Here is a 14,374-nt window from a genome sequence, read left to right on the forward strand (position 1 = left end):
CAGTTGAAGGGTTTCAACCCAACGCAATTTTCACAATAGTCCGTACAATGTGCGCATGAACGCACTCCAAATCCGCCTTCTGTCGCTCGCGCTCTTCGCCGTGTTCTGCGCGACGCTGACCTACTGGACCATCACACTCACCGCGATGTCCGGTGCGCCGGTGCCCGCAGCCGCCGCGCACGCGCAGGTCTCGACCGATCAGGCCGCCACGCTGTTCGGCGGACAGCTCACGCGCACGGTCAACCAGGACGTGCATCTGTTCGGCATTCTCGCGCTGACCCAAGGCGCCGCGGCCATCGTCAGCGTGGGTGGCGAGCCGCCGCGTGCGGTGTCGCTCGGCAGCACGCTGATGCAAGGCGCCAAACTCTCCGAAGTCCGCGCCCGCTCCATCGTGATCGACCGCAATGGCGCGCATTCCGAAGTATTCCTGCCGGCGAACGCCGCGGGTCCTACTATCTACGTGCGTTAAGCTTGGTCGCCAGGTTCAGCCATCACGCCGCTGTGCAATCGCGCCGCGGCATTCCACGCCTCACTGCACCAGATTATTCAACTCGATGATCGGCAGCATCACCGCCAGTACGATCACCAGCACCACGCCGCCCATCGCCAGAATCAGCAGCGGCTCCAGCAGACTCGTCAGGAACATCGTGCGGCGCTCGAGCTCGCGCGCTTCGCCGTCGGCGGCACGGTCGAGCATCGTCGTGACGTCGCCGGTCGCTTCGCCGGAACGGATCAGGTGAACCAGCACCGGCGGGAACGTCTTCGTATTGCCGAGCGCGCGTGACAGCGACGTGCCTTCGCGCACACGCACGATCGCATCGTCGATGTTGCCGCGCATCGCGGTGTTGCTGAGCGTTTCAGCGGCGGCTTGCAGCGCACGCAGAATCGGCACGCCGGCCGCCGTCAGAATGCCGAGCGTGCTCGCGAAGCGCACGGTGTTGTAGCCGCGCACGAGTTTGCCGAGGAGCGGCGCGGTGAGCAGCCACCGGTCGAACGCGAAGCGCGGGCCGGCTTGTCTGAGCGTCGAACGCACCACATAGAACAGCACCGCGACCGCGATCAGCACGGCCCACCACCAGTTCCGCACGAAGCCGGAGAGCGCCATCATCATGATCGTGAGGAAGGGCAGTTGCTGCTTGGTGCTCGCGAACACGTTGACCACCTGCGGCACCACATAGCTCAGCAAAAACGTGACGATGCCGAACGCGATGATCGTGACGATCGTCGGGTAAGTGAACGCCAGCACGATCTTCTGCTTAAGCGCGTTGCGTTGCTCGATGTAGTCCGCGAGCCGCGATAACACCAGGCCGAGCTTGCCGGTATGTTCGCCGGCCGCGACCAGCGCGCGATAGATCTCCGGAAAGTCTTTCGGATGCTGCGTGAGCGCATTCGCGAGCGAATGGCCGCCGAGCACCTCGGCGCGAATCGCCGCCATCAATTCGCGGATGTAGTCGCGCTCCGATTGCTCCGTCAAAACGGCGAGCGCTTCGTCGAGCGGCAAGCCGGCAATCAGCAGGCTCGCCAGTTGCCGCGTGAGAATGGCCTGCTCGCGCTGCGACAGCCGCCGTCCCAATGAAAGACGCTGATTGCGCTCGCCGCGCGTGCGCGTGGCGGCCGGCTCGACGACGAGCGGCGTGAGTCCTTGCGAACGCAGATTGGTGCGCGCGCCGCGCGCGCTGTCCGCGTCGAGCACGCCTTTTTGCGCCTTGCCCGCCGCGTCGATCGCTTCGAAACGAAATGCCGGCATGCGCTTAAGCTCCGCCCGTCACGCGAATCACTTCTTCAAGCGACGTCAGCCCGGAAGCGAGCCAGCGATCCGCGTCCTCGCGCAGTGTGCGCATGCCTTGCGCGCGGCCGGCCGTGAGAATTTCGGCGTCCGATGCATTGCGGTGAATCAGCGCGCGGATTTCGTCGTCGATAAGCAGCAGTTCATACACGCCGCGCCGGCCCGCATAGCCCGATTGACCGCACTTGTCGCAGCCGACCGGATGCCAATGCACGCGCCCGTCTTCCTCGACACGCTTTTCGCGGCATACCGGGCACAGCCGCCGCACGAGCCGCTGCGCCAGCACACCGAGCAACGACGACGCCAGCAGATACGGCTCGACGCCCATGTCGGTCAGACGCGTGACGGCGGAGGCGGCGTCGTTGGTATGCAGCGTCGCCAGCACGAGGTGGCCGGTGAGCGAAGCCTGCACGGCGATCTGCGCGGTTTCGAGGTCGCGGATTTCACCGATCATGATGATGTCCGGGTCCTGCCGCAGAATCGAGCGCAGCGCGCGCGCGAAGGTCATGCCGATCCGCTCGTTCACCTGCGTCTGGCCGATGCCCGACAGGTCGTATTCGATCGGGTCTTCGACCGTCATGATGTTGGTGGTCGCGGTTTCGAGCCGCGACATCGACGCATACAGCGTGGTCGTCTTGCCCGAGCCCGTCGGGCCCGTCACGAGCACGATGCCGTGCGGCCGGCCGATCAGCTTGTCGAACTTGACGAGCGTGTCCGCGCCCATGCCGAGCGCTTCGAGATTCAGGCGCGACGCGTCTTTTTCCAGCAGACGCAGCACGGCGCGCTCGCCGTGACCTGTCGGCAGCGTGGACACCCGCACGTCGACCGGACGACCGCCCACGCGCAGCGTGATGCGGCCATCTTGCGGCAGACGTTTCTCGGCAATGTCGAGCTGCGCCATGATCTTGATCCGCGAAATCAGCGCGCCATGCAGCGCTTTTTTCGGACGCACGACATCGCGCAGCGTGCCGTCGACGCGAAAACGCACCACAGAAGAAGTCTCGAACGGCTCGATGTGAATATCCGACGCGTGCTCGCGCGCGGCCTGCGTGAGCAGCGCGTTGATCATGCGGATGATCGGCGCGTCGTCTTCCGATTCCAGCAGGTCTTCCACTTCGGGAATGTCCTGCATCAGTCGCGAGAGGTCGACTTCGCCTTCCACTTCGCCGACCACCTGAGCCGCGCTGCCGTCCTGGCGCGCGTAGGCCTGGTTGATCGCTTGCGCGAGTTCGTCGGCGGGAAGACGCACCACCGACACCGCGCCGAAGTTGCGTGCGACTTCGGCGAGCGCGGCCTCGCTGGTGCGCTCGCTGATCCAGACTTCGAGGCTGTCGGCGTGCTGATGCGCGACCAGAATCTGGCCGCTGCGCGCGAAGCCGTAGGGCACGAGCCGCGCGGCAATCGCCGACGGCGCCGCGCGTTCGGCGTGGTCCGCTTGCTCTGTCATCGCCGCCGAGGCAATCTCGGCGGCTCGCGACGATGCCGGCGACGTTGAGGCTGACGGCGGCATGGACGGCGTACTCACGGCTTGGCTCCTGGCGATACGGTGGACGGTGCGACCGGCACCGGATTACTTTGCACAGCGCCGTTCGTGGCGGGCGGCGTTGTCGGCGCGGCCGAGCCCGGCTGAGTTTGCTGCTGCGGCGGCTGCATCTGCTGACGGCGCATCTGGTCGAGGTCGAACAGGTTCAACGTCGAACCGCCCTGGCTCGGGCCGACGGGCTTCGGCGGAACCACCGGATCGTCGTTGTCCTTCATCAGATTGTTGTCCTGACGATACGCGCCCTGCACACCTTGAATATAGTCGTAGCGATTCGACGTGACAGCCTGCGCGGTATCGCGATCGCCGATGATGACCGGACGCAGGAACACCATCAGGTTCGTCTTGTTGCGGTTCTTCTGCTCGGAACGGAACAACTGACCGATCCACGGGATGTCGCCAAGCAGTGGCACCTTGCTGTTGCTGACCTGGTAGTTGTCCTGCATCAGGCCGCCGAGCACGATGATTTCGCCGTTGTCGGCGAGCACGGTCGACTGGATCGAGCGCTTGGTGAACTGCGGGCCGGCCGGGTTGGTCGTCGCGTTGGTCGTGCCGTTCACGATGGCGGAATCTTCAGTGTAAAGCTGAAGCTTGAGGATGCCGCCGTCGGTGATTTGCGGTTTGACGTGCAGCGTCAGGCCGACATCCACGCGGTCGTACGTGTTGAACGCCGAACTCGCGTTGCCGCTCGTCAGATTCGAATACGAACCGGTCTGAATCGGTATGTTCGTACCGACGACGATCTTCGCTTCCTCGTTGTCGAGCGTGATCAGGTTAGGCGTGGACAGCACGTTGGCGTCCGCGGTCTGCGACAGCGCCTGAAGCAACGCGCCGAGTCCCTGCACGCCGAACATGTTGTGAATCCAGCCGACGTTCAAGCCCTGCTGAACACCTGAGCCGAGCGCGTTGGCGAGACCGCCGGTCGCGCCCGCTGCGCCCGCCGCCGCAGCAGCCGCCGTCAGGTTGATGATGCTGTTGCTCGAACCCGTGGCGAGGTTCGTGCCGGCAAAAATCGAGTTGTTCGCGACCTGCCATTGAATGCCGAGGTTGCCGCTCGTGTTCGAGTTCAGCTCGACGATGAGCGCCTCGATGTAGACCTGCGCGCGGCGCGCGTCGAGCTGGTCGATCACCGCGCGCAGATTGCGGTAAACCGGCTCCGACGCTGTGATGATCAGCGAGTTCGTCGCCGAGTCCGCCTGGATCATGCCGCCCGGCTGATTGTCCTCGTTCTTGTCCTTGTCGCCGCCAAGCAGGCCGCCGGATTGACCGCCGCCGTTCGCGCCGTAGCCGCCCGCGCCGCCGCCGCCACCCATCGGCGAGGACAACGAACTGTTGTTCAGTCCGCCCGAGGGCAGCGGCGGCGTGCCCGAAGTGCCCGTCGAATTGTTGCCGCCAATTCCGCCACCGCCGCCATTCTGGTTGAACGCGTTGGCGTCGTTGCCGCCGCCCGCCGAGCCGCCTTCGCCGCCCTTGCCGAGCATGCCGCGCAAGGTCTTCGCGAGCTTGGTTGCCTCGGCGTTGCGCAGCGGTACCACGTGCATGTTGCCCGGCATGCTGGTCGGCGCGTCGAGTTCGCGCGCGAGCGTTCTCGCGGCGGCCAGACGCGCGCCGTTCGACGCGCGGATCAGCAGCGAGTTCGTGCGCGGGTCCGCCGTGATCGACACTTTCAGCGTGGCGTCCGTGCTGCCGATCGCGCCCGGGTCCAGCATCTTGTTCAGTTGCGTGGCAATGTCGAGCGCGTTTGCATTCTTCAGTTGTACGACGGACACCGACTGACCGGCCGCCGTATCCACACCGGCGATGATCTGCGCGATACGGCGCACGTTGTCCGCGTAGTCGGTGACGACGATCGTGTTGTTGGCCGGATAAGCGGCCACGGTATTGTTCGGCGAGATCAGCGGACGCAGCACCGGCAACAGGTTATTCGCCGATTCGTTCTTCAGCACGAACACTTGCGTGACCACCTGGTCGCCGCGCGCGCTCGGCGAATTGCCAACGTAGGTCGGCACGCCTTGCAGTTTGGCGTCGGCCTCGGGCACGACTTTCAGTACGCCGTGATCCTGGACGAGCGCGAAGCCCTGCATGCGCAACGCGGATTGCAACGTCTTCAGCGCCTGATCCTCGGGCACCGCGTTTTCCGACACGAGATTCAACTGACCTTTGACTCGTGGGTCGACGATGATTGTCTTGCCGGTCGCCGCGCCGATCGCCTTCGCGACCTGGTCGATATCGGCGTTGACGAAGTTCAATGTCACCTGCGCCTGTGCGGTCTGCGCAGTGATCAAGCCAGCCAACAACAACGCCGTTGCGACGCGACGCAAAGCCATACGATTTCTTCTCATGGAATGTAATGTCGATGCCGGCAGCGCAGGCCGCCGGCGGTCATGCAGCGCGGACAGGGGAGCAAACCGCCGGTCGGTCTGCCGGCGGGCCAGGTGGGCGAAAGCCGCCCTAAAATGCTGGCCATCCGATGTCCGAAAAGAAGGAACAGTAACAGTTTTTCATGTCGGATTTGTCACAAAAGGAAAGCCTCAGTGAGTTTCCCTAAACGTTCGGGCCCGCTCGGCGGGCCTTGAAAGCGAAAGCACTGCGGACTGAAAGCGGCAAGAAAACCTAGTGTTTCCGCGCTCTTATGTCTGTTAGCCAACTTGACGGGTCACGGCCTGCCGGTATCATACGAGCCGTTAAAGCCGTCGGATCGCCGTTGCGAACACGGGTTTTCCCGCATCTTCCGTCAATGCCCCGGCCAGATTGCGCTTACCGGCTAGTCCCGGCTGAACAATGGCTGATACGAGCCCTTACGATCCCTTACCCTTGCGGTCTGCCCCAGTCGTCTTGACCGATGAAACGAAGCTTCGTCACCTTTCTGGCAGGAATTACCATCTTGGCTTCGGCCGGGACGGCACGCGCCGATTGCTTCGACGAAGCCGCGAAATATCAGAAAGTGAACCCGCTGATTCTGCGTGCGATCGCCTGGCAGGAGTCGCATAACCGTCCGGACGCGCAGCACAAAAATGCAAACGGCTCGACCGACTACGGCGTAATGCAGATCAACTCGATTCATCTGCCCACGCTCGCGCAATACGGGATCTCGCAAGGCACGCTGATGGAGCCCTGCAAGAACGTGTACATCGCCGCGTGGCATCTGCGCCGGCAGATGAACAAGTACGGCAATACATGGCAAGCCATCGGCGCTTATCACTCCGAGACGCCCGCACTGCGCGACAAGTACGCTCAACAGATCGCCGCAATTCTACGCAAGTGGAACCTGATGCCGGCGTCACGCTGATCGACCGCTCGCCGTTTCCGATTTGATGCACAATGCGGCTTCGTGCTGCCGCCGGCGCTCGAGCGTCCGCTGGACCGCGGCTAGACTCGCGCAGCAATGCGGCGCCCGGCACGCCTTCCAATCCTCCCGATTTTCGTACTGCGATGAACCAGCCGCCACTGCCCGTCACCGTGCTCTCCGGTTTTCTGGGCGCCGGCAAGACCACGCTCCTGAATCACATCCTCGCGAATCGCGCCGGCTTGCGCGTCGCCGCGATCGTCGACGATCTCGCCGCCGTCAAGATCGACGCGACGCTCGTGCGCGATCCGGCCGCGCTGTCGCCTAGCGAAGAAAACCTGGTCGAACTATCGAACGGCTGTGTCTGCTGCACGCTGCGCGACGATCTGCCCGCCCAGGTGAAACGGCTGGCTGCCGAAAAGCGCTTCGACGCGATACTGATCGAGTCGGCCGGTGTGGCGGAACCCATGCCGATCGCCGAGACTTTTGCCTTCGCCGACGATGACGATGACGGCGCGCCGCTCGCCGAGCTCGCGCGGCTCGACACGATGGTCACGGTGGTCGACGCAGCCAGTTTTCTGCACGACTACGGCTCCGCGGATGCGCTCGCCGAACGCGGCATCGCCGCGAGCGACGAAGACGACCGGACTCTCGTGGAACTGCTGATCGAGCAGGTCGAGTTCTGCGACGTGCTGGTCGTGAACAAGGCCGACCTCGTGACCGCCGACGAGCTGACGCGCCTGCAACGCATCCTCGCGCGCATCAACCCGCGCGCGGTGCAAGTGGTGAGCCGCTTCGGCGCCGTGCCGCTCGAACAGATCGTGAACACCGACCGCTTCGATTTCGACGAGACGGCGAACGCTCCCGGCGCGATCGCGTTGCTCAACCAGACCGAGAAGCACGTAGACGAACGCGGCCACGGCCATCGCAGCGAAGCCGACGAGTTCGGCATTGGCAGCTTCGTTTATCGCGCGCGCCGTCCATTCCATCCGGAGCGGCTGTGGGCGTTGCTGCACGAGGAGTGGAAGGGCGTCTTGCGCAGCAAGGGTTTCTTCTGGCTCGCGACGCGTAACGACATCGCCGGTTCGCTGTCGCAGGCGGGCGGCGCTTGCCGGCACGGTCCCGCAGGCATGTGGTGGGCGGCTCAGGACCGCAGCGAATGGCCCGATGCCGATGACGAGCTAGCCGCCGAAATTGCCGCCGACTGGTATGGCGCGCCGGACGATGTCAGCACTGGCGACCGTCGCCAGGAATTGGCCATGATCGGCGTCGGCATCGACGCGGCGCTGTGGTCGGCGAAGTTCGACGCGTGCCTGCTGACCGACGACGAGTACGCAGTGGGACCGCAAGGCTGGCAACAGTTCGCCGATCCGTTTCCGGCGTGGGACTTCGACGACGATCATGATCATGACGGACATGATCACGGTCATCATCATGATCATGATCACGGCCACGACGACCATGATCACGATGGCCACGGCCACGGCGGAACAGCACATCGCCACGACTAAGCGGCTCTTTCAACTGCGTCGACAGTAGCAACCACGCGCGCCGCAAACTCCCGCCGCGGCGCGCCCCCTCCAAACGCAAAAGACGAAAAAAAACCCGCCGTTGGCGGGTGTCAACTGCCTGGCAGTAATCTGCTTAGCGCTTGTTGACTGCGTCTTTGAACGCCTTGCCTGCCGTGAACTTGACGGTCTTTGCGGCCGGAATCTTGATGGTTTCGCCCGTCTTCGGGTTGCGACCTGTACGCGCTGCGCGCTTGCCCGAACCAAAGCTGCCGAAGCCGATCAACTGGACCGCGTCGCCCTTCGACACAGACTTCTTGATCACTTCAAGCAACGTGTCCAGCGTTTCACCGGTTTGAGCCTTGCTGGCGCCCGTCTGTCCTGCGACAGCGTCGATCAGTTCCTGTTTGTTCATTAAGGTTCCTTTCTGAGTTTAGGTTGACACGAACAGCGCGAACGCGCCGATTATACGTGCGCGCGCCGCGCCGTCGAGCAGCTACGGCTCCGGAGCCCCTCCAGATCAAAAGCGCCGGACAGCGAGTGTCCGTCGGCCGTGCTGCCGCTCCCTTCGCGGCGCTTGCTATGATAGCGCAGCGCAAACCCAATCAGGACAAGGGTTTCGAAGAATTACGCGGTTTTGGAACAGATACAGCAAGGAAACGGCACTTTTTGCTGATCCGGCCTCGCTGAGAAGCCCGAAACCCAGTGTGGACGGGGCTTTGACGTTGGTTTTTGCCAACGCTCGGCGCGTCTATTTCGCCGCCCGGCGAGCCGCGCGCGCTGGCGGTAACGTTGGACCCGCTTGTTGGGGCCTCACTTTGCGTCGCGCATGACCGATCCGCTGATCCCAGCCGTCCTCTCGTTCCGGGACAACGGCACGCCTTTTTCGCCTCTCTACGACGACATCTATCACAGCGCCGTCGGCGGTCTCGAGCAGGCCGACCATGTTTTCTTGCGCGGCAATGCGCTGCCCGAGCGCTGGCAAGGCCGGCGCATTTTCACGGTGCTGGAGACGGGCTTCGGCATGGGCATCAACTTCCTCACGACGTGGGCCGCCTGGCGCGCCGACCCGTCGCGTTGCGAGCGGCTCCATTTCGTCTCGACGGAAAAGCATCCGTTCGCGCTCGCCGATCTGCGCCGCGCGTACGCCGCGACCATTGCCGATCCGTCGATTGCCGCGCTCGCCGACACGCTCGCGAACGACTGGCCGATGCTCGTGCCGGGCACGCATCGGCTGGAATTCGAGGACGGGCGCGTGGTTCTCACACTCGTTTTCGGCGACGCAGAGCAGAGCTTGCCGAATCTCAGGCTGCGCGCGGACGCGTTTTACCTCGACGGCTTCTCGCCGGCCAAAAATCCGGAGCTTTGGACGCTCGCCATCTTCAAGTCGCTTGCGCGGCTCGCGGACGACGGCGCGACCTTCGCCACTTACACGAGCGCCGGCGACATCAAGCGGGCGCTGACTCAATGCGGCTTCGAGTATCGGAAGGTCGAAGGTTTCGGCTGGAAGCGCGCGATGCTGGTCGGCCGCTTCGCGCCTCGCTGGCGCGTGCGCCGTCATGAGCCGCCCTCGCCACTCGGACCACTCGGAGCGCTCGGATCGCTCGGACCGCTCACGCCTCGCGAACGGCATGCGGTCGTGATCGGCGGCGGTCTCGCGGGATGCGCGATGGTCGAGCGGCTCGCCGCGCGCGGCTGGCGCGTGACTTTGCTGGAGCGGCATGCGTCGGTCGCGCAAGACGCGTCGGGCAATCCGGCCGGCGTATTCCACCCGATGATCTCGCGCGACGACAGCGTCGCGTCGCGCGTCACGCGCGCCGGCTTTTTATACGCGCTAAGACGCTGGACGGCGCTCGAACGGCTCGGCCACGCGCCGCTGCGCGGCGGCTCGGGTCTGCTGCAAATCGCCGAAAACGCCGACGAAGCCCACGCGATGAGCGAAGCCATCGCCGCGCTGCGCTATCCGCCGGAATTCGTCACGCCGGTCTCCGCCGACGACGCGCAAAAACTCGCCGGTACACCGCTCGCGCGCGGCGGCTGGTTCTTCCCGCACGGCGGCTGGATCGACCCGGCCTCGCTTTGCGCCGCGCAATGCGCCGCCGCCGGTGATTTGCTCGAGCGGCGCTTCGGCGTCGAAGCCGCGCGTCTCGAGCGCTCGGGCGATCAGTGGCTGGTATTCGACGCGGCCGGCGACGTGCTCGCGCGTGCGCCGGTCGTGATCGTCGCCAACGCTCACGACGCGGCGCGCATTGCCGGTTTGCGTCACGCGCCGACTCGCAGCATCCGCGGCCAGCTCACTTTGCTGCCGCCGGGCGCGGCGCCGTCGCTGGAGTTGCCGGTGATTGGCGAAGGTTATGCGATACCGCTGCCCGGCGGCGTCACGCTGACGGGCGCGACTTACGAACTCGACGACGCTCAAACGTCGCTTCGTCCTGCCGGTCATCTGGAAAACATCGAGCGCGTCGCGCAGATGCTGCCCGCGTTCGTGAGCGTTGTCGGGCGCGGCGATGCCGCGGCATCGGGTCATGCGCTGACCGGCCGCGTCGCATTCCGCTGCGTGACAAGCGACCGCATGCCGATGATCGGCAACCTCGCCGACGAAGCGCTCGCCGCACACAACGCGCAACGCCTGCGCGGTGCGTGGCCGCTCGATCTGCCGCGCGTCGACGGTCTCTACAGCGCCTTTGCCTACGGCTCGCGCGGTCTCGTGTGGGCGGCGCTTGGCGCGGAACTGATCGCGTCGCAGATCGAAGGCGAGCCGTTGCCGCTCGAACGCGATCTCGCCGAAGACATCGACCCTGCGCGCTTCCTGCTGCGCACTTTGCGGCAAGGCGGCGTCATCAGTTAACTCTTGGCGGTGCGCAGCGCGGTTATCCACCGCAAATTGTGGATAACCACGTTGTTTACTAGCGCAACTCATGTGGAACCGTTGTGGACGTAAACGGGGTAACTCGAGCGCCGTCGAATTTCGCCGAAAGTTACCCGCGACTACCCGGCGTCGCCGCACATGCTGTGCATCCGGTTATGAAGTCTGCAATCCGCTGATTCGCTTCGGTAAACCGGGGTTATCCACAGAAAAGCGGGCTGCTTGTTAACTGCTACTACGTATACATACAGTAAACACGTAAACAGCAAGGCCCGAGCTGGACCGTGCGCCACCGCACAGATCGGGCGACGCATTCAACCCGTGTGCTAGCGGCTGTCCTGAAAAGCACACGTAGATGGTGCAGACTCCATCGACGGGTACTGGAACAAGCCAGCAATCCAGGCGTCGCGAGCTTCAAAACGGTCGCTTTTTCCACATCTCGCGAAGATGAAGTACTTTCTTACCGTTTTGCCTGCATGTTCGTGTCTTTTCGGTCGAAGCTAAAAAAGCTATGGCACAATCGCCGTTCTTTTCCGCGTGGTGCCTGGCCTCCTGCGGTACCCGCTGCAATGGAACGGTCCCGTTCAATCAGAATCTGATTCAACGTCGACGGCGTTCTTTCACCGTGCCGAGCCGGTTGCTACGGCCGCACCCCTGAATGCGCCGAGCTCCCTGCGACTGCGGCGCGTTCGAATCATCCGATCGTTGAAAACCCGCAACGCGGATCACGCGAAGCGATTGCGACAGTGGCCCGCGTCTTGCGCCCACCCGCTCGCCGGTGTTCGCGCCGGCTCATGCTGGTTCATGTGATCTGCCGTTGCTGCAAAGGAGAACCCATAACGATGAATTCGGCGTTTTCATTTTTTCCAGCCTGGCCGCTTTCACCCGACGCCATTTTTTGGGCTGGTCTCGCCTTGCTCGCCGCGGGCTTGTGCGGCGAGTTGTGCTATCGCGCGTGGCGCTTGCCGCGTATTTCGGGCTATGCGGTCATCGGTCTGATTGCCGGCGCGGCCGGCTCGGGCGTGATCGATGCCGAATCGGCGAGAGCCGCGCGGCCCTTGCTCGACGTTGCGCTCGGCTTGCTGCTGTTCGAACTCGGCAGCCGGCTCGATCTGCGCTGGATCCGTCGTAATCCGTGGCTCGTGATGTCGAGCGTCGCGGAAGCCACTTTGACTTTCGCCCTCGTTTTGCCCGTGCTGCTGTTTCTGAACGTGCCGCTGATGGTTGCAACCGTGCTGGCCGCCATCGCGATGGCGACTTCGCCGGCCATGGTGATTCAGCTCAAGACCGAGCTTCGCGCCGAAGGTCAGGTCACGCAGCGTCTTTTGACGCTGACCGCGTTGAACAGCATGTATGCGGTCGTGATCGAAAAGCTCGTGTCGAGCTGGCTGCATCAGGAAGCGTATGGCAATGTTTTCGCGACCATTCTGCAGCCGCTTTATCTGCTGGTCGGCTCGCTCGTGCTCGCCTATCTGCTCGCGCGCACCTGCACGTTCTTTTATCGCCGGCTGAACATGCAGGACGAGCATTCGTTCGTTGCGCTATTCGGCCTGATTCTGGTGGCCATCGCGGTCGCGCATCTGTTCAAGCTGTCGACCATTCTCGCGCTGCTCGCCGCCGGCATCATCGTGAAGAATCTGGAGGCTCGGCCGCAGTTGTGGCCGCGGCATTTCGGCACGGCCGGCTGGCTTCTCACGGTGATTCTGTTCGTGCTGACGCTCACTTCGTTTGAATGGAAAGACATTGCGCTCGGCGGCGTTGCGGCGCTGGGCCTGATTGTTGCGCGTCTCGTCGCGAAACTCGTCGGCGTGCTTGCGTTTGCAAAGCCGAGCGGTCTGGACTGGAAACAGGGCATGGCGCTCGGTTTGTCGCTCTCGCCGATGTCGGCGCTGGCTTATCTGCTCGTCGACGATACGTACAACCTGTATCCGAATTTCGATCCGCAATTGCGGGCGATCATGATGTGTTCGATTGTCGTGCTGCAGATTCTCGGGCCGTGGCTCGTTTATCGCAGCCTCGCGCTGGTCGCCGAGCGGCGCGAAGAGTAAGCGGTTAAGCGCTCGTAAGCGACCGTGAGCGCTCCGCGCTGCAAGCCACACGTTATTCAAATTTATTCGCTTCAAGAAACGGCCGGGCTTACGACAACCGTCCGGCCGACCTCACTCAGGGGACGCCATGTCACTCGAACCCTTCATCGATTCGAAGCCGTTCACTTTCGGTGTCGAACTCGAGATGCAGATCGTCAATACGCACGACTATGATCTGACCAAAGCCGGCTCCGATCTGCTGCGCCTCGTCAAGGATCAAAAGATCCCCGGCAACATCACGCCGGAAATCACCGAGAGCATGATCGAGCTGTCCACCGGCATTTGCACGAACCACGAACAGGCGCTCGCCGATCTGCGCAAGATTCGCGACACGCTCGTTTCCGCAGCCGATCATCTGAACGTCGGCCTGTGCGGCGGCGGCACGCATGCTTTCCAGCAATGGAGCGAGCGGCAGATCGTGGATACGCCGCGCTTTCAGTACCTTTCCGAGCTGTACGGCTATCTCGCGAAGCAGTTCACCGTATTCGGCCAGCATGTGCACATCGGCTGCCCCGATCCGGACAGCGCGCTGTTCCTGCTGCATTCCATGTCGCGCTTCATTCCGCATTTCATTGCGTTGTCCGCATCGTCGCCGTTCGTGCAGGGCGTGGACACCGGCTTTCATTCGGCACGCCTGAATTCCGTGTTCGCGTTTCCGCTATCGGGCCGCGCGCCGTTCGTGCTGACGTGGGACAGCTTCGAGGAATATTTCTCGAAGATGGTCCATACGGGCGTGGTCAACAGCATGAAGGATTTTTACTGGGACATCCGGCCGAAGCCGGGCTTCGGCACCATCGAAGTACGCGTGATGGATACGCCGCTTTCCGTCGATCGCGCCGCGGCGATTGCCTGCTACATCCAGACGCTTGCGCGCCATCTGCTGCTCGACAAGCCGATCACGCCGCACGAAGACGACTACCTCGTCTACACGTTCAACCGCTTCGAGGCATGCCGTTTCGGTCTTGCCGGAACCTGCATCAATCCGCAGACAGGCGAGCGCAAGACGATTTCGGAAGACATTCTCGAGACGCTCGATCTCATCGCGCCGCACGGCGACGCGTTGGGCTCGGGCCATGCGCTTGCCGAGATCGGCGCGATTGCGCGCGGTCAGATCAACGATGCAACGTGGCTAAGAGGCGTCGTCGAACAGGAAAAGTCGCTGCATGAGGCTGTCCGGCAACAGTGTCTGAAGTGGCGAGCGTGATCGGCCGAACGGTGTCGCTTGTGTTCAACAGTAAGAAAACCCGCCTGCGCGGGTTTTTTTTCGTCGTTAAAATTTTCCAGTTCGGGGCCCTTAAGGT

Annotated in this window: 10 protein-coding genes; 6 read left to right on the forward strand and 4 right to left on the reverse strand. The window is 63.4% G+C overall.

What is annotated here, in order from left to right; translation table 11 throughout:
• Positions 1 to 55 precede the first annotated feature (55 nt).
• The gene (locus tag BGRAMDRAFT_RS20880) at positions 56 to 469 is read left to right on the forward strand and encodes a type II secretion system protein N (RefSeq protein ID WP_006050805.1); all 414 of its coding nucleotides are present in this window, start codon (positions 56 to 58) and stop codon (positions 467 to 469) included.
• 60 nt (positions 470 to 529) lie between these two features.
• On the opposite strand, the gene gspF is transcribed toward BGRAMDRAFT_RS20880, so the two are convergent.
• The 3 genes from gspF to gspD are packed head-to-tail and all read right to left on the reverse strand — an operon-like array spanning position 530 to position 5,653.
• A complete protein-coding gene (gene gspF, locus BGRAMDRAFT_RS20885; RefSeq protein WP_006050806.1) occupies positions 530 to 1,747 on the reverse strand; it encodes a type II secretion system inner membrane protein GspF in 1,218 nt (405 codons plus the stop codon).
• Positions 1,748 to 1,751: 4 nt separating this feature from the next.
• Complete coding sequence (gspE, locus tag BGRAMDRAFT_RS20890; protein ID WP_006050807.1) at positions 1,752 to 3,311, reverse strand: type II secretion system ATPase GspE; 1,560 nt, start codon at positions 3,309 to 3,311, stop codon at positions 1,752 to 1,754.
• Positions 3,308 to 5,653, reverse strand: coding sequence for a type II secretion system secretin GspD (gene gspD / locus BGRAMDRAFT_RS20895; RefSeq protein ID WP_006050808.1), 2,346 nt, complete (start codon positions 5,651 to 5,653; stop codon positions 3,308 to 3,310). Before gspD ends, gspE begins: the two co-directional genes overlap by 4 nt.
• Positions 5,654 to 6,168: 515 nt before the next feature.
• Here gspD and BGRAMDRAFT_RS20900 point away from each other — a divergent pair.
• Positions 6,169 to 6,615, forward strand: a complete 447-nt coding sequence (locus BGRAMDRAFT_RS20900) for a lytic transglycosylase domain-containing protein (protein ID WP_006050809.1) — start codon at positions 6,169 to 6,171, stop codon at positions 6,613 to 6,615.
• Between the two features lie 143 nt (positions 6,616 to 6,758).
• Positions 6,759 to 8,123 (forward strand): GTP-binding protein, encoded by a 1,365-nt coding sequence (locus BGRAMDRAFT_RS20905; RefSeq protein ID WP_006050810.1) that lies wholly within the window; start codon positions 6,759 to 6,761, stop codon positions 8,121 to 8,123.
• A 133-nt stretch (positions 8,124 to 8,256) separates the two neighbouring features.
• Here BGRAMDRAFT_RS20905 and BGRAMDRAFT_RS20910 read toward each other — a convergent pair whose 3' ends face one another.
• Complete coding sequence (locus BGRAMDRAFT_RS20910) at positions 8,257 to 8,535, reverse strand: HU family DNA-binding protein (RefSeq protein ID WP_006050811.1); 279 nt, start codon at positions 8,533 to 8,535, stop codon at positions 8,257 to 8,259.
• A gap of 414 nt (positions 8,536 to 8,949) precedes the next feature.
• Between BGRAMDRAFT_RS20910 and mnmC the strand changes: the two genes are divergently transcribed.
• The 3 genes from mnmC to BGRAMDRAFT_RS20925 all read left to right on the forward strand — a co-directional run bounded on the left by mnmC (position 8,950) and on the right by BGRAMDRAFT_RS20925 (position 14,277).
• Complete coding sequence (mnmC, locus tag BGRAMDRAFT_RS20915; protein ID WP_006050812.1) at positions 8,950 to 10,968, forward strand: bifunctional tRNA (5-methylaminomethyl-2-thiouridine)(34)-methyltransferase MnmC2/FAD-dependent 5-carboxymethylaminomethyl-2-thiouridine(34) oxidoreductase MnmC1; 2,019 nt, start codon at positions 8,950 to 8,952, stop codon at positions 10,966 to 10,968.
• Positions 10,969 to 11,828: 860 nt separating this feature from the next.
• Positions 11,829 to 13,034: a cation:proton antiporter gene (locus BGRAMDRAFT_RS20920; RefSeq protein WP_006050813.1), complete on the forward strand. Its 1,206-nt coding sequence runs from the start codon at positions 11,829 to 11,831 to the stop codon at positions 13,032 to 13,034.
• Positions 13,035 to 13,161: 127 nt separating this feature from the next.
• Positions 13,162 to 14,277, forward strand: coding sequence for a YbdK family carboxylate-amine ligase (locus BGRAMDRAFT_RS20925; RefSeq protein ID WP_006050814.1), 1,116 nt, complete (start codon positions 13,162 to 13,164; stop codon positions 14,275 to 14,277).
• The last annotated feature ends 97 nt before the right edge of the window (positions 14,278 to 14,374 follow it).

Origin of the sequence: Paraburkholderia graminis C4D1M (genome assembly GCF_000172415.1) — a bacterium.
Lineage (GTDB): Bacteria > Pseudomonadota > Gammaproteobacteria > Burkholderiales > Burkholderiaceae > Paraburkholderia > Paraburkholderia graminis.

What these genes read in the sequence shown, in the direction of transcription:
- BGRAMDRAFT_RS20880 (WP_006050805.1), top strand. Translation starts at nt 56, where the DNA reads ATGAACGCACTCCAAATCCGCCTTCTGTCGCTCGCGCTCTTCGCCGTG.
- gspF (WP_006050806.1), bottom strand. Translation starts at nt 1,747, where the DNA reads ATGCCGGCATTTCGTTTCGAAGCGATCGACGCGGCGGGCAAGGCGCAA.
- gspD (WP_006050808.1), bottom strand. Translation starts at nt 5,653, where the DNA reads ATGGCTTTGCGTCGCGTCGCAACGGCGTTGTTGTTGGCTGGCTTGATC.
- BGRAMDRAFT_RS20900 (WP_006050809.1), top strand. Translation starts at nt 6,169, where the DNA reads ATGAAACGAAGCTTCGTCACCTTTCTGGCAGGAATTACCATCTTGGCT.
- BGRAMDRAFT_RS20905 (WP_006050810.1), top strand. Translation starts at nt 6,759, where the DNA reads ATGAACCAGCCGCCACTGCCCGTCACCGTGCTCTCCGGTTTTCTGGGC.
- BGRAMDRAFT_RS20910 (WP_006050811.1), bottom strand. Translation starts at nt 8,535, where the DNA reads ATGAACAAACAGGAACTGATCGACGCTGTCGCAGGACAGACGGGCGCC.
- mnmC (WP_006050812.1), top strand. Translation starts at nt 8,950, where the DNA reads ATGACCGATCCGCTGATCCCAGCCGTCCTCTCGTTCCGGGACAACGGC.
- BGRAMDRAFT_RS20920 (WP_006050813.1), top strand. Translation starts at nt 11,829, where the DNA reads ATGAATTCGGCGTTTTCATTTTTTCCAGCCTGGCCGCTTTCACCCGAC.
- BGRAMDRAFT_RS20925 (WP_006050814.1), top strand. Translation starts at nt 13,162, where the DNA reads ATGTCACTCGAACCCTTCATCGATTCGAAGCCGTTCACTTTCGGTGTC.